The organism is Mesorhizobium sp. WSM4847 (assembly GCF_055811335.1).
Genome location: NZ_JBVVPY010000007.1, coordinates 92,171 through 114,100, shown reverse-complemented (window position 1 = coordinate 114,100; position 21,930 = coordinate 92,171). Strand labels below are relative to the sequence as shown.

The window sequence follows — 21,930 nt, the reverse complement described above, 5'->3', positions numbered from 1 at the left end:
GGAGCAGACAATGGCTGAGAAAACATACATTTGCCGGATCGACGAAATCGAGACCGGAACCCCCTACATCGCCAAAATCCGCAGCCTTTCAGTCGGGGTTTTCCGCATCGGAGATTCGTTCCATGCCTTGCTGAACGTTTGTCCGCACCGAGGCGCTCCGCTTTGCGAGGGACCGCAATGCGGAACCACGGCGCCGGTCGACCAAGCGCAGTTCATCTATCACCGCGAGAACGAGATCGTGCGCTGCGCCTGGCACGGTTGGGAATTCGACATAAAAACCGGTGCGGCCCTGGTCGATCCGGGCGTACGTGCCCGAACATTCCCGGTCACGGTGGAAGCTGGTGAAATCTATGTAACGGCGTAAGATTTGTGTCGAAAACGCTGAAAATCGAAAGGAGGCAAATCGGCTGAATCCGCCAGATCTGCTCGATAATGCCAACAACAAGAATGCGGGAAATCCGCAATGGGAGGAAGCAGTGTCAGAATCTGAATATAAACTCCGCCTGGCGCAAAACCTGATCGGCCGCGGCAAGGTTTCGCGCCGTGATTTCATCCAGCTCGGGCTGGCGGCCGGCCTGACGGTCGCCGCCGGCGACAAGCTCTTCGTGACCGTGGCGCGGGCCGAACCGCAGCGGGGCGGCTTCGCCAAGCTCGGCATGGCACATGGCGCGACGACGGATTCGATCGATCCGGCCGGCTATCTCGACACCTTCACGCAAACCGCCTTTTCGGGTGCCATGTCCAACAGCCTGACCGAGGTCGACGCGAAAGGCAGCATCCAACCGGACCTTGCCGAGAGCTTCGAGACCTCGGACGACGCGACGACATGGGTCTTCAAGCTGCGCAAAGGTGCGACCTTCCACAACGGCAAGACCGTAACAGCGGACGACGTGGTCGCCTCGATGCAATACCACATGGGAGTCGACACCAAATCGGCGGCGAAGTCGCTGCTGGAATCGGTGACCAATATCAAGGCGGACGGTCCGGAAACGATCGTTTTTAAACTAAACAGCGGCAATGCAGACTTTCCCTACATCATGAGCGACTATCACCTTGTCGTCATGCCTGCCAAGGACGGAAAGGCGGACTGGGAATCGGGCATCCGGACCGGTGCCTTCGTGCTTGAGAACTTTCAGCCCGGCGTCTCGGCCAAGCTCAAGCGCAATCCCAACTACTTCAAGAACGGCAAACCCTATTTTGACGAGGTGGAGTTTATCGCCATCACGGACCTCGCAGCGCGTATGGCGGCGCTGTCGACCGGCGAGGTGGATTATATCGGCCGCGCCGACCTGAAAACGCTCGGTATGCTGAAGCGCAAGCCGAATATCGAAATCCTCGAGGTCACCGGATACGGCCATTACACGCTGCCGATGAACGTGACGGTGGCGCCATTCGACAACCCCGATGTGCGCATGGCATTGAAATGGGCCATCGATCGCGAGGAAATCGCGCAGAAGATCTTCCTTGGCCATGCAACCGTCGGAAATGACAACCCGATCGCACCGGCGATCAAGTTCGCCATCAATCCGGAGCCGCAGCACAAGTTCGATCCGGAAAAGGCGCGCTTCCATCTGAAAAAAGCGGGAATCGAAAATCTCAAGGTCGACCTTTCCGTCGCCGACGCCGCTTTCGCCGGCGCCGTGGACGCAGCCGCCCTCATCCGCGAGACGGCGGCCCAATGCGGCATCGATGTCAATGTGGTGCGCGAGGCCGAGGACGCCTATTGGGACAATGTCTGGCTCAAGAAACCGTGGTGCGCCTCCTATTGGAGCGGTCGTGCAACGGCCGACTGGATGTTCACGCAGGCCTACTCGGCCGATTCCAGCTGGAACGACACGTTCTGGAAAAATCCTCGCTTTAACGAACTGCTGATCCAGGCACGCGCGGAGACCGACGAGGCCAAGCGCTCCGCGATGTATGCAGAAATGCAGCAGTTGACGCATGACGACGGCGGCGCCATCGTCCTGGTATTCAACAATTTTGTCAGCGCCAAGTCCAAGAAACTGGCGCATGGCGAGGTGGCGCCGAACTGGGAGAATGACGGACTGAAGATGGCCGAGCGCTGGTGGATAGCCACCGCGTGACGTTCGCCAGGCGAACTGCCCGCGGCGCGGGCGGTTCGCTGTTTTCAGGGGAAAGGCTCGAAGGTACCGCCCATGAACCCGGTCGTTAGAACGGTTCTGCAGCGCCTGGGCCTTGGCCTGATCACGCTCTTCATCGTCTCGATCATCATATTTTCGGCGATTGCCATGCTTCCGGGCGATTTCGCCAAGGCGATGCTTGGGCAATCTGCGACGCCCGAGACGGTCGCTGCCTTCCAGCGCGAGATCGGCATCGATCGTCCGCCGGTCGAGCGCTATTTCGCCTGGGTCGGACAGATCGTGCAGGGGGATTTCGGCTCTTCCTTCGCAAGCCGCACCGGCTACCGGCGCACGGTCGCCGAGATCATTGCGCCCCGGCTCTACAACACGATGTTCCTCGCCGTGATGACCGCCCTTATAGCGGTCCCTCTCGCGCTGGGACTCGGCATTCTCGCCGCTCTCTATCGCAACAGCTGGTTCGACCGTGTGGTGAACACGGTGACGCTGACGACGATTTCGTTCCCCGAATTCTTCGTCGCCTATATGCTGGCCTATCTCATCATCTCGCGCGACACGTTCATCGGAACCGAATTTGCACAATCCCTACCCGAGTGGCTCGCGTCTTCGATCAACTGGGTCCTGAACCTGGTTCCCAAATTTCCGACACTGGCGAATATCAGCGACCAAACGCCGTTCTGGGAGCACGTCTGGCGCGCAGCGCTGCCGTCCATCACCCTGACGCTGGTGATTGTTGCCCATATGATGCGTATGACGCGAGCGGCGATTATCAACATGCTGGCAAGCCCCTATATCGACATGGCGCGGCTCAAGGGAATGTCGCCAATGGCAATCGTTCTCAGACACGCCCTGCCTAATGCCTGGGCGCCCATCGTCACGGTAATTGCTTTCAACCTCGCTTACCTCATCGTCGGCGTGGTCGTGGTCGAGGTGGTGTTCGTCTATCCCGGCATCGGCCAATTGATGGTCGATGCGGTGAAGTCGAGGGATGTTCCGGTCGTGCAAGCCTGCGCCTTGATTTTCGCGGCAACCTACATCCTGCTCAACCTGACCGCCGACATCATTTCCATCGCCACCAATCCGAGGCTTTTGCACCCGCGATGACCAGTATCGAACACGCCGTGGCGGTTCCGAGACAAAGGCGCACGCGCGCCTCGCGGGTAAAAACCGCACTCAGAAAGGCTCCCTTCAGCGCCTGGCTCGGCATCGTGGTCATCCTTGGCTATGTCTTCGTCGCGCTGTCGGCGCCCTGGATAGCGCCCTACGGGGAAACGCAGGTTTTCAGCGAAGCCTTCGCGCCCTGGAGCCAGGAATTCATCGTCGGGACCGACCAACTCGGCCGCGACGTGCTCACCCGGCTGATCTATGGCGCGCGCAATACGGTCGGCATCGCTCTCGCGACTACGCTTCTGTCCTTCGCGGTCGGCGTCACTCTCGGCTTGCTGGCCGCGATGTACCGGGGTTGGCTCGACCAAATTTTGTCACGCGCGGTAGACGTGCTGATGTCGATCCCGAGCCTCATCTTCGCGCTGGTGTTGCTATCCATCTTCGGTTCCTCGGTCACCAGCCTGATCCTCATCATCGCCCTGCTCGATTCAACCCGCGTATTTCGGCTGGCGCGTGCGGTCGGGCTGAATGTTGCCGTCATGGAATATGTCGAAGCCGCGCAACTGCGTGGCGAAGGGCCGAGATGGATTCTGACTAAGGAGATCCTGCCCAACGTGCTGCCGCCGCTGATCGCGGAATTCGGTCTGCGCTTCTGTTTCGTTTTCCTCACCATCGCCGCGCTCTCCTTTCTCGGCGTCGGCATCCAGCCCCCGACAGCCGACTGGGGCTCGATGGTGCGGGAAAACGCCACCCTCATCACCTATGGCGACATTACTCCGCTCTTGCCGGCAGGCGCGATCGCCCTTCTCACGGTTTCTGTGAATTTCGTTGTCGATTGGTTCCTGCACACGACAAGCGGGTTGCGCGATGAAAAGTAAGGATTCTGGCCCACGCGAAAAGGGAACGAAACTCCTCAGCGTTCGCGACCTTCACGTCGAAGGGTTTTCCGACGAGCGCTGGCACCCGATCGTTCGCGGTGTGGATCTCTCGCTAAAGCGCGGTGAGGTTCTCGGCCTCATAGGCGAGTCCGGCGCCGGAAAATCCACCATTGGGCTTGCCGCGATGGGATATGCCAAGCCAGGTTGCCGGATAACGCAAGGATCGATCCTGTTCGACGGGATCGACCTCCTCGCCATGAGCGAAACCGCACGGCGGCGGCTCCGAGGCTCGCGCATCGCCTATGTCGCGCAAAGCGCGGCCGCCTCCTTCAACCCGGCCCACCGGCTCCTCGATCAGACCGTCGAAACGGTCGTGGCGCACGGGATCGCCAGTCGCGAGGCAGCGAATCGGGATGCCATCGAACTTTACCGGCGTCTTCACCTGCCGGATCCGGACAGCATCGGCTTCCGCTATCCTCACCAGGTCTCCGGAGGGCAGTTGCAGCGGGCAATGACCGCGATGGCGATGGCCTGCCGGCCCGACCTGATCATCTTCGACGAGCCGACGACGGCGCTCGACGTGACCACACAGGTGGAGGTCCTCGCCTCGATCCGCAAGATTGTCGAAGAGTTCAACACTGCCGCGATCTACGTCACGCATGATCTGGCGGTGGTTGCGCAGATGGCGGACCGGATCATGGTTCTGCGCCATGGCCGTACTGTGGAGGAGGCCGAAACACGCCAGATGCTTGCGGCGCCGGCCGAAGACTATACGAGGACGCTCTGGGCGGTGCGAAAGCTAGCCAAACCCGAAGTGCCGGCCGCGGACCATCTGCTGACGATCGATAACATCACCGCCGCCTACGCAGGGAAAGTCAAGGTTCTGCAGGATGTATCGATCAAGGTGCCGCGCGGACGGACGGTAGCGGTCGTCGGTGAATCTGGTTCCGGTAAATCAACGCTCGCCCGCGTCATCACCGGCCTGCTGCCGCCGGTCTCGGGCTCGATCTCATTTGCGGGGCATCGTTTGCCAAGAACACTGAAAGAGAGGCCCAAAGACATTCTGCGCCGCATCCAGATGATCTATCAGATGCCTGACAACGCGCTCAATCCGCGTCAGACCGTCGAGGAGGTCATCTCCCGGCCACTTGAGTTCTATCTCGGCCTCAAAGGGGCGGCGTGCGACCGCCGCGTTGGCGAACTCATGCACATGATCGAGATGGACGAAAGCTTCCTCGACCGTCTGCCGGGCGAACTCTCGGGCGGTCAGAAGCAGCGCATCTGCATTGCCCGGGCGCTGGCTGCTAATCCGGAGCTCATCATCTGCGACGAGGTGACCTCGGCCCTCGACCAGATCGTACAAGAAGAGATCCTGAAGCTTCTTATGCGGCTGCAACAAGAATTCGGAGTCAGCTACATTTTCATCACGCACGACATCGCAACGGTGCGGGCAATCGCAGACGAAATTGTCGTCATGCATCAAGGCAAAGTCGTCGAGCAGGGGCTCAAGACCGAAATCCTGACGCCGCCGCATGCTCCGTATACCGAACTGCTTCTCTCCTCCGTGCCGGAGATGGATCCAGACTGGCTGACGAAGCTGCTGGAAACCCGGGAGCGCAAGCGGGTCGGCGCGGCGAACTGAATCCCAACGTATTGACCGCTTGGCTCCAGTTCTCGCGCGAACGTCGGTTATGCCGCAACCGCGACGTCCAGAATGGTCGCAACAATGTCTGCTTTCAGGCAGTAGCAACGGCCATCTCAATGGGTCGAAGTGAGGCGATCCACGCCGACTAACTCGTGAACCACGCGGCATGCTGCCGGTGCACGAGTGAAGCCAATGATCGAAAGTCTCATGCGTTGGTAACCCGGCTGGAACTAAAGACGCCACCCGCCATGCCCCAACCCAACGCGGTTGATCTCGTTTGACCGGCCATCTTGCTGGTCGGGCTCTTAGTCGTATTGGCACTCGTGGTGGGCCACTAGAGTCCCCGATGATACGATGTCCGGCAGATGAGGGGCTCATCACTCTTGATACCACGATGCAACAGCAGCTAGGACCGGCCATATTTGTTACGAATGGTGTCGATGTCGGATTGATCGCCCCGGCCTCGTCGTTCCAGAAAATGAAGGAGCAACGATATGTCTGAAAAGGAAGTCTTGTCTGTCATCCGGGGCCAGGAAGACGCAACTGCCAAGGGGGACGCCCGCGCCAACGTCGATGCCATGGATCCGGATGTCGTGGTTTTCGATCTGCCGCCGCCGCTTGCCTATCGAGGCGAACAGGCACGCGACATCGAAGGGATAAATGCTTGGTTTGCAACTTGGCGCAACGGCGTCACCGTTCACATGGCTGACCCGCAGCTCATGATCGACGGCGATCTTGCAGTGGCCTTCGGGCTGTCGCGCATGACTGGCATCAAGACCGATGGCACAAAGGTCGACTCCTGGAGCCGGCGAACCATCGTGCTAAGGCGCATCGCCGGTTCTTGGAAAATCATCCACGAACATGCCAGCTTCCCTATGGCAATGGACGGAAGTGGGCGCGCTGTGACGGATCTCTTGCCGTAGTTCCGGAACGCCTAACGTCCTCAACAGGGATGTCGGCTTTCACGCGGCAAGGGTTCGTAGGTGAACGGTCGATTTGGCGGCGCGTTGCTGACAGTCAGCCTTGCGGCCGTTGCCGGACTTGCGGCTTAGAGGCTGAATGTCAGAATCGTTCGGGAGCCTATATCCGTTCCCAAAATCGCACATTGAGCGCAACCAGCGGTTCTGACCCTAAGCTGCCGTTTCACCTTGGAAGTTCGGGCCGGGTGGGACAGCGGACGTTCCGCGATATCCAAGTCAGACCTTGCAGGAAAATGACAAAAGCCCGGAAGCAGTCGATCCTGGGTCGATCATGTCCTTGTCTGATCAGGGATTATGATGACATCGCTGCGTCGGCCGCCTCGGCGGCGCGCCGCCTCAACAGGGCATGTTCCCGCCTGTTGCCCGCCAGCGCCGCGGCTGCTTCGAACGCGGCGCGCGCCTCCTCGTAGCGGCCGAGCTTGTGGAGGAGGTCGCCGCGAACGCTCGGCAGCAGGTGATAGCCTTTGAGCGCCGGCTCGCGCGCAAGGCGGTCCACGATTACCAGCGCCACTTCTGGGCCCTCGGCCATGCCGACGGCAACCGCGCGGTTGAGGTCGATGATTGGCGAGCGCACGACAGCCACCAGCTCCGCATATAGTCCGGCGATGCGCGACCAGTCGGTATCACTTGCCGTCCTCGCCTGGGCGTGGCAGGCGATAATCGCTGCCTGTAGGGCGTAAATGCCGCCCGCTCCGCCTAATTCGCGCGCTCGCCCGAGCGCCTGCATCCCGCGCCGGATCTGGAGCTGGTCCCAGAATGCGCGGTTCTGGTCCAGCATGAGGATTGGCTCGCCCTCGGCGTCAGTACGAGCCGCCGTGCGCGAGGCGTTCAGCTCCATCAGAGCGAGCAGTCCATAGGCTTCGGGCTCGTGCGGCACGATGGAGGTGAGCACGCGGCCCATGCGAAGCGCTTCATTGCAGAGTTGGGGGCGCAGCCAGTCCTCGCCGCTCGCCGCGGTGTAGCCTTCGTTGAAGACGAGGTAGACGACCTCCAGCACCGAGGAGAGCCGCTTTGAGAGCTCCTCGCCGCTTGGGGTCTCGTAGGCCAGCCCCGATTCCGAAAGAGTTCGCTTCGCCCGCACGATGCGCTGGGCGATCGTCGCCTCCGGCAACAGGAAGGCCCTGGCGATCTCCTCGGTTGTCAGGCCGCAGATCATCCGCAGTGCCAGCGCCGCGCGCGCCTCGCGCGATAGTCGCGGGTGACAGGCGGTGAAGATGAGCCGAAGTAGTTCATCGCCTATGTCGTCGTCCAGGGCCGAGTCGAGGTCGGGCATTGCCTGCTGCTCCTCCTCCATGTCCCAGGCGATAATGTCGTGCTTGCGCTCGAGCATCCGGCTGCGGCGCAGATGATCCAGGGCCCGGCGCTTGGCGGTCGCCATCAGCCAGGCGCCGGGTTTTTCCGGAACGCCTGTGGCCGGCCACCGCTCAAGGGCCGCCAGCAGGGCTTCCTGCGTCAAATCCTCGGCCAACGGCACATCGCGCAGCATCCTCGCCAGACTGGTGATCAGCCGGGGCTGCTCGATCCGCCACACGGCGAGGATCGTGCGATGGGCGTCGGCGACCGTCATGGCCGCCGACGCCGTCTGCAGGAACCTCGCCTCAAGGGCCGGCAAACGCGCGGACCTCGCACGTGCCCTCCCAATCCGGCATGAAATCCTTGTGGAGCTGCATGAACTCGACCGCCGACGCCACAGCCTCTTCCTTGTTCCGGAACTCCATGATTGCGTAGCCCCCGATGACCTCCTTCGCCTCGACGAACGGACCGTCGATGACGCTGAGCTTCCCCTCGGCGATGCGCACCTGCGCGCCCATCGCGACCGGCGTGAGCCCGCCCATGTCGACCATGCGGCCGGCCTTGATTTCCCGGTCGGCGAGCTTGTTCATCGCCTCGATGAGTTCCGCCGTTGGCGGTCCGGCGTGGGCGGAAGTGACGAACGACATGAAGCGCATTTGAGAACTCCTCCTGAGGCGAGCCGCGGACGTGGTGGCCGCTGAACAGTCCCGCTAATAAGTCGACGAACCAGCCCCCGGCGGATCGACATGCGCTTTGAATAAAATCACGCCCGGACTCTAAAGACGATGGGCGAGTGAACAGGGTCGATTGACCAACCCCATCTAACGTCCAACGTCGTGAGTTCCGTTGCCGCGTTATTTTGGCGCCTAGGAGGCTGGTTCTAACTTCCGCCAAGGGGTCGACTTCCGCCGTTGGACGTCCGTCAATTTAACGGCCGGTTCTGACCCATTCGAGACCTTCATTCTCGGCGTTGCGAATGGCAGCAACGCGCCTAATCTCAGCCGTTCGTCGACGCTCAGCTCGATCCCGAATCCCGCCTTTCGCTCAGTCGTTGTGATGGGCTCGAGTCAATACGTGCAATCCAATGGATTGGCGGCTATCCGCCGGCATGATCCCGCCGCAGGAGCGAAGTCCGCCTCACGCAAGAAACGCGCCGGCCGATGAAGGCTGAGTTGCATTCGAACCAACGGCCGCTTGATGAACAGTCGAGATCTCTACCGGTGAGCTATCGGGGAGCTGCTGATACCAAATTCAACTTAATTTCGGATTGGGCTATAAGGCACTTGCCGAATATGGTGGCGACGTGCTTGCCGCCCTATTTCACCAAAGACGGGCCCGCCGGAATGAAGGCCAGCTGTCGGGGACCGGCAGGGAGCCAGTCAGCGACTGACGTTGGGTCGTTTGCCGGAATGCCGCCGTCGAGGAACGAGAAGGCACTGGCTGGGTGTTGATGGCCACATCGGGAGGTGAACCCATGGAACCGCGCGCCAAGAAACAGGAGAACCTTTCCCGACTCGAACGGGCCGCGCAACAGACTGCTGACCCAAAAACTATGGAACAGAAGGCGAAAAAGCCCGAGGAAAAATTCCGCTTCAGCCTACGCAAGGAAGACGTCTGGTGGACGGTTGGTTTCGCTGCCGCTGCCTTGCTGCTTTTTGGCATCCAAGTCCTGATCAATTGGCGCTTAGAATGGCTTGACGCGCCTTTGCGCGTTCGCGTGCTGAACTACGTCAGGGGCGGCCTTCTCATTTTCGTTATGCTGACCGTTGCGAATGTTATCGAAGTCTTTCTCATTGGCCGAATTCCCAATCGTGTTTCGCGCTTCAACTTGCAACGTATTTTTCGATTAGTCGTCGTCGTCGCCATCGTCTTCGTGGCCATTTCAGTCTTATTTGTGAACTGGTACACTGCGGTTGTTTCACTTGGCCTGATTTCACTGATTCTCGGCTTTGCGCTGCAAATGCCGATCTCCAGTTTCATCGCGTGGATTTATATTTTGGCCAGGGCGCCTTATCGCGTTGGCGACCGCATTCGCATCGGCGATGCCCATGGCGATGTCATTGATGTCAGCTATCTCGACACGACATTATGGGAATTTGGCGGCGAACATCTTTGGACCGATCATCCGAGCGGACGCGTCATCAAGTTTCCGAACTCCACCGTGTTTGACACGCCGGTCTTCAACTATTCCTGGCCGCTGTTTCCCTATGTCTGGAACGAAATCAAGTTTCAGCTCGCTTATGAAAGCGATCTGGAATTCGTAGCGAAAACCATGAGAGAGGTCGTCGACCAGCAGATCGGCGACATCATGAGCCAGAAGGTGAAGGTCTATAAGCACATCCTGTCGCAAACGCCGGTGGACGAACTCGAAGTGAGGGAGCATCCCGTGGTTCATTTTCGCGTCAGTGAAAACACCTGGCTCGAGGCCATCGTGCGTTACCTCGTGCCGCCGAAGGAAGCGGGGCGCACCAAAACACGCTTGATCAAGGAAATGCTGGCGCGAATGAATGCAAAACCCGATCGCGTGCTGTTTCCGAAGAGCAATTTGAGGTGAACTTCCTCCGGCCACGCCGCGCGGAGCCACCCCGCCCGCATCGCGGCAGGCTGATGCATCTGGAGCGCCTATGATGAAGCCGACCGGATCCACCGAGGCAGTGAGGATCGAGGACCTTGACGACGCGGGGCTGGTTGAACACGCGCGACAGCGTGACCCCGCCGCATTCTGGGTAATCATCAAGCGTCACAATCAGCGGCTTTACCGGGTCGCCCGCGCCGTCCTGAACGACGACACCGAGGCCGAGGACGTACTTCAGGAGACCTATATCCACGCATTCACCCATCTGGCCGAATTCCGCGCGGAGGCGCAGCTGTCGACCTGGCTCACCCGGATCGCGCTGAACGAGGCGCTGGGACGCCGCCGGAAAAGGCGGCCCACCGTCGACGTGAAAGCCATCGAGGGCATGGTCGCTCCGTTCAGCGCCCACAAGCCTGATCCCGAAGAGGCGGCCGCTCTCGCTGAAATCCGCAACCTCCTGGAGCGAGCCGTCGGTGGCTTGCCAGAGCCCTTTCGCATCGTCTTTGTCATGCGAGACGTCGAGGAAATGAGCATTGAGGAAACTGCTTTTCTCTTGGCATTGCGACCTCAGACGGTGAGCACCCGTCTTTATCGCGCACGCCGGCTGCTCCGCGAGGCGCTGCGGGACAAGCTCGCCACCGTGTTCACGGATACGTTTCTCTTCGCTGGCGTCCGTTGTGACCGCCTCGCGCAATCAGTCTTTGACCGGCTCGCAATCCGCCTGGTTCGAAAGGATACTCATCCGTTGAACACGGCGACTGAGCGCACGTAGACGCCGTTCACGCCGAGATTACGCCGGCTCCTTTCGCGGGGATGTTGTAGCGGGACGCGGGAATATTTTGGCGGCCCGGACCATCTAATCATCAGGCAAATGCACTCGGCGCCGCGGTGCTGACAGCGGCGTTGAATCAACAAACATAGGAGACCGCCATGCAGGGCGCACTTCACCTATCCCGGCGTCAGTCGCTTCAGGGACTTGTCGTACTCGGTGCCGGAGCGGCACTCGGCGGCATCGCACGGTCTTCTCCGGTATTGGCACAGGACATATCGGACGAGGACATTTTCCGCTTTGCGCTCAACCTCGAATATATGGAGGCTGAATACTACCTCCGCGGCACCACCGGAATGGGCATCGACGCAGCCGATGTTGGTTCGAAACCCGGCGACGTCGTTGGCGGCAAGCAAGTCTCCTTCGAGACGCCGGCCATCGGCGAATTCATGCAGGAAGTCGCCGAAAATGAACTCGCGCACGTCCGCTTCTACCGCAAGACGCTTGGAACGGACGCTGTTGACCGGCCGGCGATCGATTTCGATGCCGGTTTCAAGGCCGTCGCGGAAGCGGCGGGCCTCGGGTCGGACTTTGACCCCTTCGGCAACGAAACGAACTTCGTTCTCGGCGGGATGTTGTTCGAGGATGTCGGCGTCACCGCATATGCCGGGGCGGCGACAGTTCTGAAAAACAAGGACTTCCTCGCCGCCGCCGCAGGCATCCTGGCGGTCGAGGCCTACCACATGGGCATGGCGCGATCGACGCTATACCGGAAGGGAGAGGAAGCCTGGAAGATCGCCAACGCCGTTTCCGACGCCCGCGACAAGATCGACGGATCGGAAGACAAGGACCAGGGAATCCAGGTGGACGGAAAAGCCAACATCGTTCCGTCGACGCCCGATGCGATCGCGTTCACCAGAACGCCGCAGGAGGTGCTCCGGATCGTCTACCTCACGGACAAGGACGGAGTGAGCAAGGGCGGCTTCTATCCGGAAGGGATGAACGGCACGCTCAAGAGCACCTGAGCCAACTGCGACGAGGGCTGCTCTTGGAGAAAGACCATGAGTAAAGATGATGATGTGAACCACGGATCGGCAGCTTCAAGCCGAGCGCTGTCTCGCCGCAATTTCCTGAAAGTCTCTGTGACCGGTGCGGCGATTGCCAGCGCCGGCGGCCTTTCAGCCTGTATGACTGGACCGATGGCAGCCGGAAAGACAACCAAGGCGCTGGCGCTGTACCAGGACACCCCAAATCGTGGCCGACGCTGCGGTGGGTGTACTCACTTCCGAGAGCCAAACGGGTGCGAGATCGTTGCCGGTGCAATCAGCCCAAATGGCTGGTGCCGTTTCCACGAGCCGCTGCCGGCTTGATGCAACAAATTGCGGTCTCCCGCCTTATGTCTCGGGCGGGAGCAACGCGACGTCAGCTTCCACGTCCAGAGCGGACGTTGGCCGGCCGGCGGTAAGGCGTCTGCCTAGGGTCATGGGCGTGAATTCGTTCTCGGAGAGCGAACGTCCGCATTGGGTCGATCAGCGGAATGGTCGCTTGTCCCGAAAGCGGAAGGGCAGGTTTCGGCCCCATTGCGGTCATCCGCGAGTATGAATCTGGCTGACTGGTATTGGCGCAACTACGACCTCCAGCGTGATCTCCGGCAAGGTCTGCTTTCAGGAAGCTGCGAAGCCGATCTCTACGGCTGAGATGGGCCGCAAACCGGACATGCGCCGAGCGGGTGCCGAACGCGAACCTTCCACCCTGTTGCGACCTGCGCTGGTACGGGTCGGGATCTTCGAGCCGGGGGAAATATCTCATCGATCCGACTGATCGGACGGCCATGATGTAGCGCCTACAACTGCGATCCCGCCAGCAGCGCCACCGCGGACGCGGGCGCGACGCTGCTGGCTTCGCCGCGAACGGCGTCATCTGCGGGGATGATCTCGGCGAAATCGACGAAGCGGCGTTCCATGCGTTCGGCCAGCCGCCTGATCTGCCAGCGGCCGGTTCCGGCGCCGACGATTGGCACATCCGGGACAAGGGACCCGGCAACCAGGGACGCTGCGTCGTGGATCTTGCGCAACTGCTGTTCGCTGAACCAGCGCGCGATTTCATGCCATTCCGGCAGGGTCAGCTCGGTGGCGTCGCGCCCGATCATGCGCGCCAGCCGCGCGATCGAGCCATCGATCGTCTTTTCCTTGCCGTCGGCGGAAGCGTGCCTGTCGTCCTTCTCGTCGAGCACCCTGAGAATCCGGTGCGCGTCGGCGATCGAGGCGAAATACTCGTTCATCAGCGGTGTCAGCCTGCCGCGGACGGGGGCCGACGAGGCGACGCCGAACAGGAACGTCCTGGTGAAGCCGGTATAGACCAGTTCGCCGCTCAGAAGCCGTCCGGCATCGGTGTAGCCGTCATTGGCGACGGCGCCATTTTTGATGGCGATGATGTCGGTGGTGGTCGAGCCCATGTCGACGAACAGGGCATCGCCGGCGAGCTTCGCCACCAATGACGCTGTCGCATGCCAGTTGGCGGAGGCGACATCGGCGCTCAGCCGCGCTGCCTGCTCGACCCCGACAAATCCGGACGGTCCGGCATAAATCAGGTTTTCGCCTGGGACCCGCGCTGAAATCTCATCCAGCAGGGCCGCGACGCCGGCGTAGCGGGAGGGAAAGACGTCCGCCAGTTCGCCGGTCATGGTGAATGCGTTGAGATCGGCGCCGGCATAGATCGGAGCGGTTTCCTCGAATGCCGAGGTCAGGGTATGGAGCCCTAGCCAAAGCGGCGTGGCGATCGTTACAGCCTCGACGATGCGGCCGTCTTGCGCACGCGTCACCTTCAGATGGGCGCCGCCAATATCGAAGCCGGCAACGATGCTCTTTCTTTTTTCCACACTTCAAGCTTTCATCATAGTTGTCAGGGGCAGTTGGTCACCGAGAAAAAGAGCGTTGCGTATCATTCCGGTTCTTGACCTGAAAGGCGGCGAGGTGGTGCGCGCCCAGCAGGGAAAACGCGATCGCTACAGGCCGATCGTCACGCCGCTTAGCCAAACTTCCGATGTCGTTGCGGTCACTGAGGGCCTGCGCCGGCTTTACCCTTTTCCGACCTTCTATATCGCCGATCTCGATGCCATCGAAGGCGGAACGCCAAACAGCGGCGCGCTTGCCCGGCTGAAGGCGATGGCGGAGCCGCCGGAGCTTTGGGTCGATGCCGGCATCGCCGACGAGAAAACACTTTCGGCAGCACTTGCCGAACCTTGGCTTTGCCCGGTCCTGGGATCCGAATCGCAGCAGGACGACGCGCTGTTGCGGCGTTTTTGCGATCATCCGGACCTTGTCCTGTCGCTTGATTTCTTCGACGATGGGTTTCGCGGTCCGGCATCATTTCTCGACGAGCCGGCGCTTTGGCCGCAAAAGGTGATCGTCATGACATTGGCCAAGGTCGGCTCCGCCTCCGGTCCCGATTTCACGCGGCTCAAGGCGATCAAGGCGAAAGCTGGAAGCCGCTCCGTCATCGCGGCCGGCGGGGTGCGCAACGAGGCTGACATTCGCGCCCTTTCGTCACTCGGTATCGCCGCGGCGCTGGTTGCGACCTCGCTGCATGACGGCACGCTCACGCCGGGGCACCTCGCAGCGCTTGTCACCTGACAAACGCTGGGCACCTGACATTCGTGTGGCCTCGAACTTCGGCCGCGGAAACAGGGCCTTGTAGAGCGGCGGGCCGTCAAGTCGATCGTCTCGCCGCTCTATCTCTTTGCTGGAGCATCGGATTCCCAAATACCGGTTTTCAACCCTCGGATCAGGCCCGAGGGCAGTTTTGGTCCGGTGCTCTAAAGGCCCAGAAGCTTTTTCAGGCGACGCAACAGACCATCCGGCTCCGCGGAGGGTTTTGCCTGTGCGGGGCTGTCTCTTGTCTAAGCCGCGAACGGATGCTTCACCTGGTCCCGCTTATCCGTGGCTTCGGCGGCCGTTGGCGTTCCTGCAACGGCGCGTTGGATGGCTTCCTTCGTCGCTTCGTAATTGTACTTCTGGATCTTGGCGTCGTCGGCGGCGTCCCAATGGATGAAAACGCCGACGCAGATGAACAGGTCGTCCGCCTCATTGGCAGGAATGGTCCCATCGGCGACGCTGTCCTGCACGGCCTTTGCGACTGCATGCTGGGCCGGGCCGAACATCTGCACGGCCTGCTTGGCGCCCTTGATCGTGACCTTGTTGAACATCACGGTGTTGGGCTTGCACTGAAGATTGGGCGCGATCACCGCCAAAAGGGAGGTAAAGCCGTCCTTGTTGTTGGTCAGCGCGTTGCAAAATGCTGTTTCGACTGCGCTCCCCCGTGGGCCGATGAGCAGGTCGACATGCGCCACTTCGTTGCCGTCTCCTACGAGCGATTCACCGACCATTACTTTCGAGATCTTTGCCATGCCAATTTTCCTCCAAGACACAGTTATGGTGTCCAAAGACGCCGCAAACCGAGCGAGCGCTCGATGGACAGCTATCCTTGTTGGCAGCGCCCGGAGATCCGGACCGGTTGGCTGGATAGCCGCGGAAGCCCAGCTTCCGCTCCTGAAAGTCAACCACCAACGTTGCGATTATGCAAGCTGAACGCCGAGAGTGTGGACTAAAAGAGTAGCCACGGTCAGGTCGGCCGAGGTGCCGGGGTTGACGTTGTTCGCTTTCAGCCGGCGGTCGAGCTCCATGAGCAGACGAATGCGTGACGCCTCGTCGTCATTGCCATGCAGTGCCGCCTCAACGGCAAGGGCTTGTTGCCGCGCCTGATTTGCGACTTCAGCGCCATGGTTGCGCACCACATGACTGTCCGGGAAGACGGCGAGAAACGCCATATAGGCGAACACCGTCGGCCACATGCCGCCTTCGCCGCGTGCCAAGGCCGCTTGCAGAGCCGCAAGCCCGACGCCGAACACGTCGCCGAAACCGGTAACATATTGGCGGGCGATCATGTCGCGGTCGGCCGCCTCTCGCATGGCGTCGAGCAGATGAACCTTCGGCTCCTGCCGCACATCGTTCTCGGCCTCTCCGAGGCCGCCCGGCGCGGCGGCGACGATCGCCTCGAATACAGCCCTGGTATCGTCGATGCTCATCGCGCGCAGCACCGCGTCGAGATTATCGCGCAGGCGATTGTCGTGCAGTTGGGCGCCCGCCATTTCGGCGGCGCATAGCAGAGGCCCAGCAAGAAGGATGATGCCGAGATTGGTATTGGTCGCGACGGCCAGGCGCGTCGCGCGGACCGCTTCCAGCATGCGCTGTCCGACCGGCAGGCGCGGATCGGTCAGCGGGACGGACGAGACCTCGGCGCTGGTCATGAACTGGGCGGCGGACATGCCGTGCCCGTCGGCGAACAGATGGACGTTGCCCGGTTTCAGCGCCTCGATCTCCTTCCGGCAGGCGTCCTTGTAGGCAGCCCGGAGGCGTTCTCGCGAATGCGCCATGCCGTCGGTCACGAATTCGCCGGCGCGGTGAGGCGGTAGGGTCGCGCCGCCGCCGCCTCTGCGCGATCAGCTGGGCGATCAGCCAGGAATTTCAGCAGGGCGTCGGCAATCGCATCGGCGATGTTGACCGCGACCACCGATTGAAGCCCGGACCAGGCGGGCATGCTGTTGACCTCCAGCACCAACAGCTTGCCGTCTGCCGCCGGCACGATATCGACGCCGGCGAAATCCGCTGAGATAGCGGCGGCGGCGGCCCGTGCCAGCGCCGCCAGTTCGGTTTCGCCATGCCCCGAGACTTGCTCGGGCACCGCCCCGCGATTGACATTGGTGATCCAGTCGTCGCCACGGCGGCTCATCATCGCCAAAACCTCGCCGGCGCAGACGAAAACGCGAAAATCGCGGAAAGGAGGGCCAGAACGCGGCACGTAATGCTGGAGATAGTAGACGCCGTTCACCTCGTCCTCGGCGGGGAGGTCGGACAGTGTTTCGATCAGCCGGATGCCGCGGCCCTGGGCGCCGAAAAGCGGTTTTAGCACTAGTGGCGCGAACGGCAGTTCGCGTCTGGCGACCGCTTCGGCCATGGCAAGACCCTCGACCGCGAATGTCGGCGGCGTCGGCAGGCCGGCATTCTTCAGGAGGAAGGTCGTCATCGACTTGTCGACGCAGCGTTCTATCGCCTGCGCGGAATTCCACACCGGAATGGAAAGCTTGCCGAATGCGTGCAGCACGCCGAGACGCCGGGTGACCGCTTCGAACGATCCGGCGGCGATCGAACGGACAAGCACGGCGTCGGGCAGCGCGCCGTCGAAACCGGGGATCGACAGTCCGCTCGGGCTGCCGGTGTCGAACGCGATCGCCGCCAGCGGCACGGTTGCGACCACGGCGCCGCGCCGCTCCAGCCTTGCCGCCAGGCCCTTGGAGCGGGCGTCCGAGACGTCGCTGACGATCAGGATGCGAGGGATCATGTCACGCCTTGGATACCGGTATACGGAAAGCCGGAACGAATGCCCCGGCAGGCGGATGACAGACCGATCCATTGCAGCGCCATGGTCTAACCGAGGCTCCGTTCGAGCATCTGCAGATCACGCTCGCCGGCGCGGAACGTATCGCCGGTCTCGATCGCCGTGACGATCACTTCGGCCGGGCTGAACAGCAGCGGATCGATGGCATAGAAATCTCCCTTGAACCGCTTGAAGACTTCGGCGAAGGGGTGGCCGTGGTCGCGCGAGGCGCGGCTCGGCAATCGCTCCGCGAGTTCGCTGGCGTCTTTCGCCGAGCCTTTTACGAAGAGCTGGACGCTGCCGCCATAGATGATGGCGTCGTTGGTTCTGCCCATGGCGGTCAGAAAATCCGGATGCGGGGCGGGGATGGGCGCCGTGCCGATGCCGTCGACAACGTTCTCCAGCGGAAATTTGAGATCGTTGGTCTTGTGCAGGGCAACCTCGAGCGCGCGCGCAACGATCTGCACGCCGCCCGCCAGGCTTTGTGTCGGCGCATAGAGGAAGGTGAGCTTTTCGGGTGCCAGTCCGGTTGCCCTGCCGACCTTCTCGACGATCGCCTGGGGCGGCGGTTTTGCCGTCTCCAGGATCAGCACGGCGGACGACGCGGTGTCGCGATAGGAGAGTGTTTCGAACAGCGGTTCGACGCGGGCGAGCGCCCGCGCCGGTCCCGATCCCATGGCAAAATAATCCTGGCTCGACAGGTTCCAGCCCGCATACTGGCTGCCCAGGCAGGCAAGCACCGGCTGCGACGACCGCACTTCGATGGTGAACGGCCATTTTGGCGACGCACGGTCCATGCACACCGAAATGCTGCCGAGGCCGCCCATCGCGGCTTCCGCCATGCGCAGCCCGGCCTCGACGCCGCCGGCGGCCTTGGCGCCGGCGTCGATCAGGCACTCGCCCAATGGCCCGGTGGAAACGCCGATACGCAGGCGTTCGGCGTCGCCGATCATGCCGTCGATGATGCGCTGCGCATTGTCGTTGAGGAATGCCGAACCGTCTTTCATGTCCGGTCTCCTTCCCATTGGTGTTGCAATCGGCTGGCTTGTCCCTTGATCAGCCGCCTGGTCAGATCGGCGCTCGGACCGCGCGCGAAGATGGTGCAGACCGGATCGCCGGCGATCAGTCGGGTGCCGGGCGACTGATGGTCGGCAGTCCATTCAGGCCAGGCAATCGATGGAAAGCGGGCGATCGGCGCCGCCGCATAGGTCACCATCGACGCCATCGAATCGACGAAGCGCGGCAGACGGTATTTCTTGCCCGCCGCGGCGCGCAGATGCGCTTCGATCAATGGCGCGTCGGCATCGTCGAAAATGTCGAGCGTGGCGCCGGGCCGCGGATTGATCTCGATGAGCTTGTAGCCATCCGGTCCGCGAATGAGATCGGCGCTGCACAATCCAACTAGGCCGGCGCGACGCGCCAGACCTGAAAGCCAGCCGCGGATCATCGCCGCCCGTCTGCGATCGAAGCGCCTCAACCGCACGGCGCCGCCATAGCGATAGGGCGCTGCCGGGGCAGGCGACGCCCATTGTTGGCTGAAGCCGACGATGTCAGCGCTTTGGCCGTCGCCGACGAACAGGGCCGAGATGCTGCGACTGGCAACGAAACGCTGGAAATAGCGGCCGCCAGGAGCCTGACACTGTAATATCGGGGTTTCTCCGGCGGCCCGCCTGATATGCGCGCCGCCGGCGCCGCCTGCGGTCTTGACCACCCAGTTCTCCGGATCGGGCGGCGGGTCCCATTGGAATTCCGGATGCGGAATGCCAAGTTCGGCGCAATCGGTGGCCAGCAATTGCGGGTCCTTGATCCTGCGGATCGCGGCGCCGCTGTTGCCGGCGAGCGGAAAATGGCGCGCGATCTCGTCGACGGTCTCGGTCATCCGCTCGAAGCCCGAGCCCAGGACGATGGCGACCGGCTGGTCGTCTCCTGCCAGTTGCCGAAGCGTCTCGATGATGCGCTCGCCGTCGATGCCGCCTTGCAGGTCGCCCGGCAGCATCGTCGCGCGCTCGGCAAGCGCGACCGTGTCGGTATCGCAAAAGAAATCGGCGACCAGCGGACGATAGCCGGCGCGGCGCGCAGCGGCAGCCAGCGCCCGGCCTGAAATCGCCGCGATCAGGAGAGATCCGGCGTTATTTGGCAATCTCGCGTGCAAGGGAAAATGCTTCCTGGAAATCGAGCGTAATGGTTTTTTCGGATTCGATCATTCTTTTGAAGAGGCCGAATTCGACCTTGTATTTCACGTTGCCGATGGCGAGCGGACCAATGCCGACAGCTTTTGCCGCTTCGAGCGGATCGCCATTGGCATTGACGGCCACGCCTTCGATGCCGGCCGGCGGGACCGCATTGACGTCGGCGGCAATGAGCAGGCCGTCGCCTTTCAACTGGGCTTTTGAGACCACCTGGACGCCGGCCTTGGCGCACGCCAGGATCACCTCGCTCGCCTCGACCAGCTTCGTCTTGCGGGCGTCGCTCGATCCGTCGGCCGCATCGACGGCGATGTTGAACCGGCTTTTGATCTCGGCCGCGATCTGCTTGACCCTTTCGATGCCGTCATGGCCGACCAGCGTCACCCCCGCGCCTTCCCTGGCGGCGATCACGGCGGTGCAGAAGCCGACGACGCCGGTGGCGCCGAAAACAGCGATCCTGGTGTCTTTCAGCCCGCGCTCGAATTTCTTCTCCAGCGCTTTTTCGACCTTGGCCACCATCGCCGCGGCCGTGGTGAACGAGCCGGCCGGATCGGCGAATACCGAGACCTGGAAAGGCGGCACCATCGCTTTTCGCGCTGCCTCGAACATGTCAAGCGCCAGCGAGGCATCCTTGCCGGCGATAAAAATGCCGGTATCGACGCCCGCATCGGGCGGGCGCGAAAAGATCGCGTCCTGCACGAGGCCTGTCACCTCTCCCAGGCCTACATCGACATAGGGGACGACGGCGTCGAAACCTGCATCGAGAGCCATGTTCACGTCGAAAGGGCTCATATGCTTCAACGGCGTCAGCATGTGCAGGATATGTTTGCGGGCCATTTCTCGCCTTTCCTCTTGAACCTGATCGCGTTTGCCCAGCCGTCAGCTGCCGACGAGATCAAGTCTGGTCGAACTGATCTTCGCGCCGGAATTCCTGCCCTTGACGATCCTGATCTCGATGCCGTCTTCAACTGTCTGCTGAACCGCGCTGACGAAGCTGACTGCGGCGTCTTGCGATGGGGCAAAGGCAAACCCTGTCGGCCCCCACGAGCTCTGGCCGATGCCGACGGCGCCTGCTTCGTTGAGACCGTGGGCCACGCTCTCGACCCGCCTGGAGGTGAACACGCCGCCTTGCGCCGGGGCGAAATGGGTGCCGATCAGCATCTGGATCGCGGTGACGGCGGCGCCGAAGGCTTGCAGGTCGTGCTCGACCAGAGCCGGCATGATGCCCATCAGCACCCGCCGGCAGATCTCGCCGCTGCCGGATGCCGGGAAGGGCGGCAGCGAACGAAATGCCGCGATCTCGGCATCGCCATGCAGCCCATGCCCGCCATGGTCGAGGATCAGGATGACGCGCCACTCTTCCGGGAACGGCAGTCGCGCCACGACCGGCGGCGGCCTGCCGCTGTCGTCCTTGCCGGCGTCGACAATGACGCCACCGCTTTCGAAGCTGGCGATGCCGATGCCGGATCGTCCGCCGCGATCGAGCAGGGTCGCATCGCTGCCGATATCGAGAGGCAGTTGGTGGAGCGTGCGCAGCGCCGCGGCGACGGCAAGGGCGATCTGCGTGCCGGAGCCCAGGCCGGCATGGCTCGGGATCGACTGTTCGACCACCAGACGGTGCTGACCGCGAATGCCGAGATGGCTGCAGAGCGTCGACAGATGTTCGCCGGCGCGCCGGCTGTCGGCGCCTTCGACGATGGTCTCGCTGGACCGTGACAGGGTGACGACGGTTTCGGGTTCGCTCAGCGGCAGCCCGACGCTGCCAAAGCGACGCCCGGTATCGCCGTTGAGATCGAGGAAGCCAAGATGCAGGCGGGCGGGCACTTGTATGGTAACAGAATTCGACATCTACCCCCCGATGGGTGCATCATAGACGCATCATGGAAGTTTAGGTGCCCGTCGCCATGATAGCTGTTTTCGTCGAAGGGGCAAGCCGCAGAGAGTGCATTCGTTTTATCTTCTTTTG

Annotated in this window: 21 protein-coding genes; 11 read left to right on the top strand and 10 right to left on the bottom strand. The window is 61.9% G+C overall.

Going from position 1 to position 21,930, the window contains the following annotated elements; genetic code table 11:
- Positions 1–10: 10 nt before the first annotated feature.
- The 6 genes from AC0L28_RS12340 (at position 11) to AC0L28_RS12315 (ending at position 6,652) form a co-directional block, all read left to right on the top strand.
- Entirely contained in the window at positions 11–364 is a 354-nt protein-coding gene (locus AC0L28_RS12340) for a Rieske (2Fe-2S) protein (RefSeq protein ID WP_128166466.1), read from the top strand.
- Positions 365–476: 112 nt separating this feature from the next.
- Entirely contained in the window at positions 477–2,084 is a 1,608-nt protein-coding gene (locus AC0L28_RS12335) for an ABC transporter substrate-binding protein (RefSeq protein ID WP_128246233.1), read from the top strand.
- A gap of 72 nt (positions 2,085–2,156) precedes the next feature.
- Entirely contained in the window at positions 2,157–3,203 is a 1,047-nt protein-coding gene (locus tag AC0L28_RS12330; RefSeq protein WP_023797725.1) for an ABC transporter permease, read from the top strand.
- Positions 3,200–4,084, top strand: a complete 885-nt coding sequence (locus AC0L28_RS12325) for an ABC transporter permease (protein ID WP_473477635.1) — start codon at positions 3,200–3,202, stop codon at positions 4,082–4,084. The genes AC0L28_RS12330 and AC0L28_RS12325 overlap by 4 nt, the downstream gene beginning before the upstream one ends.
- Positions 4,074–5,726: an ABC transporter ATP-binding protein gene (locus AC0L28_RS12320; protein WP_023797727.1), complete on the top strand. Its 1,653-nt coding sequence runs from the start codon at positions 4,074–4,076 to the stop codon at positions 5,724–5,726. The genes AC0L28_RS12325 and AC0L28_RS12320 overlap by 11 nt, the downstream gene beginning before the upstream one ends.
- A 497-nt stretch (positions 5,727–6,223) precedes the next feature.
- Complete coding sequence (locus AC0L28_RS12315; RefSeq protein WP_236377519.1) at positions 6,224–6,652, top strand: YybH family protein; 429 nt, start codon at positions 6,224–6,226, stop codon at positions 6,650–6,652.
- Between the two features lie 349 nt (positions 6,653–7,001).
- On the opposite strand, the gene AC0L28_RS12310 is transcribed toward AC0L28_RS12315, so the two are convergent.
- Both AC0L28_RS12310 and AC0L28_RS12305 read right to left on the bottom strand, forming a co-directional pair.
- Positions 7,002–8,276: an RNA polymerase sigma factor gene (locus AC0L28_RS12310; protein WP_473477632.1), complete on the bottom strand. Its 1,275-nt coding sequence runs from the start codon at positions 8,274–8,276 to the stop codon at positions 7,002–7,004.
- Positions 8,277–8,307: 31 nt separating this feature from the next.
- Positions 8,308–8,658, bottom strand: coding sequence for a YciI family protein (locus tag AC0L28_RS12305; RefSeq protein WP_023797731.1), 351 nt, complete (start codon positions 8,656–8,658; stop codon positions 8,308–8,310).
- 818 nt (positions 8,659–9,476) lie between these two features.
- Here AC0L28_RS12305 and AC0L28_RS12300 point away from each other — a divergent pair.
- From AC0L28_RS12300 to AC0L28_RS12285, 4 genes are all read left to right on the top strand, one after another.
- Positions 9,477–10,556: a mechanosensitive ion channel family protein gene (locus AC0L28_RS12300; RefSeq protein WP_287259101.1), complete on the top strand. Its 1,080-nt coding sequence runs from the start codon at positions 9,477–9,479 to the stop codon at positions 10,554–10,556.
- A 70-nt stretch (positions 10,557–10,626) separates the two neighbouring features.
- The gene (locus AC0L28_RS12295; RefSeq protein ID WP_473477630.1) at positions 10,627–11,349 is read left to right on the top strand and encodes an RNA polymerase sigma factor; all 723 of its coding nucleotides are present in this window, start codon (positions 10,627–10,629) and stop codon (positions 11,347–11,349) included.
- A gap of 158 nt (positions 11,350–11,507) precedes the next feature.
- Positions 11,508–12,371, top strand: a complete 864-nt coding sequence (locus tag AC0L28_RS12290; protein ID WP_473477628.1) for a ferritin-like domain-containing protein — start codon at positions 11,508–11,510, stop codon at positions 12,369–12,371.
- A gap of 36 nt (positions 12,372–12,407) precedes the next feature.
- Positions 12,408–12,716: a twin-arginine translocation signal domain-containing protein gene (locus tag AC0L28_RS12285; protein ID WP_091593897.1), complete on the top strand. Its 309-nt coding sequence runs from the start codon at positions 12,408–12,410 to the stop codon at positions 12,714–12,716.
- A 473-nt stretch (positions 12,717–13,189) separates the two neighbouring features.
- On the opposite strand, the gene AC0L28_RS12280 is transcribed toward AC0L28_RS12285, so the two are convergent.
- Positions 13,190–14,224: a hydantoinase/oxoprolinase family protein gene (locus tag AC0L28_RS12280; RefSeq protein WP_473477625.1), complete on the bottom strand. Its 1,035-nt coding sequence runs from the start codon at positions 14,222–14,224 to the stop codon at positions 13,190–13,192.
- A gap of 55 nt (positions 14,225–14,279) precedes the next feature.
- On the opposite strand from AC0L28_RS12280, the gene AC0L28_RS12275 reads away from it, so the two are divergent.
- Entirely contained in the window at positions 14,280–14,978 is a 699-nt protein-coding gene (locus AC0L28_RS12275; RefSeq protein ID WP_287259102.1) for a HisA/HisF-related TIM barrel protein, read from the top strand.
- A gap of 266 nt (positions 14,979–15,244) precedes the next feature.
- Here the strand turns inward: AC0L28_RS12275 and fae are convergent, their stop codons facing one another.
- The 7 genes from fae to AC0L28_RS12240 form a co-directional block, all read right to left on the bottom strand.
- Entirely contained in the window at positions 15,245–15,751 is a 507-nt protein-coding gene (gene fae / locus AC0L28_RS12270) for a formaldehyde-activating enzyme (protein WP_023797737.1), read from the bottom strand.
- A gap of 168 nt (positions 15,752–15,919) precedes the next feature.
- Complete coding sequence (locus AC0L28_RS12265) at positions 15,920–16,789, bottom strand: triphosphoribosyl-dephospho-CoA synthase (RefSeq protein ID WP_353728126.1); 870 nt, start codon at positions 16,787–16,789, stop codon at positions 15,920–15,922.
- Positions 16,786–17,742 carry an ATP-grasp domain-containing protein gene (locus tag AC0L28_RS12260; RefSeq protein WP_287375756.1) on the bottom strand — a complete coding sequence of 319 codons (957 nt, stop codon included), beginning with the start codon at positions 17,740–17,742 and terminating at the stop codon, positions 16,786–16,788. Before AC0L28_RS12260 ends, AC0L28_RS12265 begins: the two co-directional genes overlap by 4 nt.
- 86 nt (positions 17,743–17,828) lie before the next feature.
- Entirely contained in the window at positions 17,829–18,785 is a 957-nt protein-coding gene (gene mch, locus AC0L28_RS12255) for a methenyltetrahydromethanopterin cyclohydrolase (RefSeq protein ID WP_023797740.1), read from the bottom strand.
- Complete coding sequence (locus tag AC0L28_RS12250) at positions 18,782–19,918, bottom strand: ATP-grasp domain-containing protein (RefSeq protein ID WP_473477620.1); 1,137 nt, start codon at positions 19,916–19,918, stop codon at positions 18,782–18,784. The genes mch and AC0L28_RS12250 overlap by 4 nt, the downstream gene beginning before the upstream one ends.
- Positions 19,908–20,801, bottom strand: coding sequence for an NAD(P)-dependent methylenetetrahydromethanopterin dehydrogenase (locus AC0L28_RS12245; protein ID WP_473477617.1), 894 nt, complete (start codon positions 20,799–20,801; stop codon positions 19,908–19,910). The genes AC0L28_RS12250 and AC0L28_RS12245 overlap by 11 nt, the downstream gene beginning before the upstream one ends.
- Positions 20,802–20,843: 42 nt before the next feature.
- Positions 20,844–21,812: a beta-ribofuranosylaminobenzene 5'-phosphate synthase family protein gene (locus tag AC0L28_RS12240; RefSeq protein WP_473477614.1), complete on the bottom strand. Its 969-nt coding sequence runs from the start codon at positions 21,810–21,812 to the stop codon at positions 20,844–20,846.
- Between the last annotated feature and the right edge of the window lie 118 nt (positions 21,813–21,930).

Excerpts from the sequence above, each read along its gene's own strand:
- AC0L28_RS12340 (WP_128166466.1), top strand. The coding sequence starts at position 11 with ATGGCTGAGAAAACATACATTTGCCGGATCGACGAAATCGAGACCGGA.
- AC0L28_RS12330 (WP_023797725.1), top strand. The coding sequence starts at position 2,157 with ATGAACCCGGTCGTTAGAACGGTTCTGCAGCGCCTGGGCCTTGGCCTG.
- AC0L28_RS12325 (WP_473477635.1), top strand. The coding sequence starts at position 3,200 with ATGACCAGTATCGAACACGCCGTGGCGGTTCCGAGACAAAGGCGCACG.
- AC0L28_RS12320 (WP_023797727.1), top strand. The coding sequence starts at position 4,074 with ATGAAAAGTAAGGATTCTGGCCCACGCGAAAAGGGAACGAAACTCCTC.
- AC0L28_RS12315 (WP_236377519.1), top strand. The coding sequence starts at position 6,224 with ATGTCTGAAAAGGAAGTCTTGTCTGTCATCCGGGGCCAGGAAGACGCA.
- AC0L28_RS12310 (WP_473477632.1), bottom strand. The coding sequence starts at position 8,276 with ATGACGGTCGCCGACGCCCATCGCACGATCCTCGCCGTGTGGCGGATC.
- AC0L28_RS12305 (WP_023797731.1), bottom strand. The coding sequence starts at position 8,658 with ATGCGCTTCATGTCGTTCGTCACTTCCGCCCACGCCGGACCGCCAACG.
- AC0L28_RS12300 (WP_287259101.1), top strand. The coding sequence starts at position 9,477 with ATGGAACCGCGCGCCAAGAAACAGGAGAACCTTTCCCGACTCGAACGG.
- AC0L28_RS12295 (WP_473477630.1), top strand. The coding sequence starts at position 10,627 with ATGATGAAGCCGACCGGATCCACCGAGGCAGTGAGGATCGAGGACCTT.
- AC0L28_RS12290 (WP_473477628.1), top strand. The coding sequence starts at position 11,508 with ATGCAGGGCGCACTTCACCTATCCCGGCGTCAGTCGCTTCAGGGACTT.
- AC0L28_RS12285 (WP_091593897.1), top strand. The coding sequence starts at position 12,408 with ATGAGTAAAGATGATGATGTGAACCACGGATCGGCAGCTTCAAGCCGA.
- fae (WP_023797737.1), bottom strand. The coding sequence starts at position 15,751 with ATGGCAAAGATCTCGAAAGTAATGGTCGGTGAATCGCTCGTAGGAGAC.
- AC0L28_RS12260 (WP_287375756.1), bottom strand. The coding sequence starts at position 17,742 with ATGATCCCTCGCATCCTGATCGTCAGCGACGTCTCGGACGCCCGCTCC.
- mch (WP_023797740.1), bottom strand. The coding sequence starts at position 18,785 with ATGAAAGACGGTTCGGCATTCCTCAACGACAATGCGCAGCGCATCATC.
- AC0L28_RS12245 (WP_473477617.1), bottom strand. The coding sequence starts at position 20,801 with ATGGCCCGCAAACATATCCTGCACATGCTGACGCCGTTGAAGCATATG.
- AC0L28_RS12240 (WP_473477614.1), bottom strand. The coding sequence starts at position 21,812 with ATGTCGAATTCTGTTACCATACAAGTGCCCGCCCGCCTGCATCTTGGC.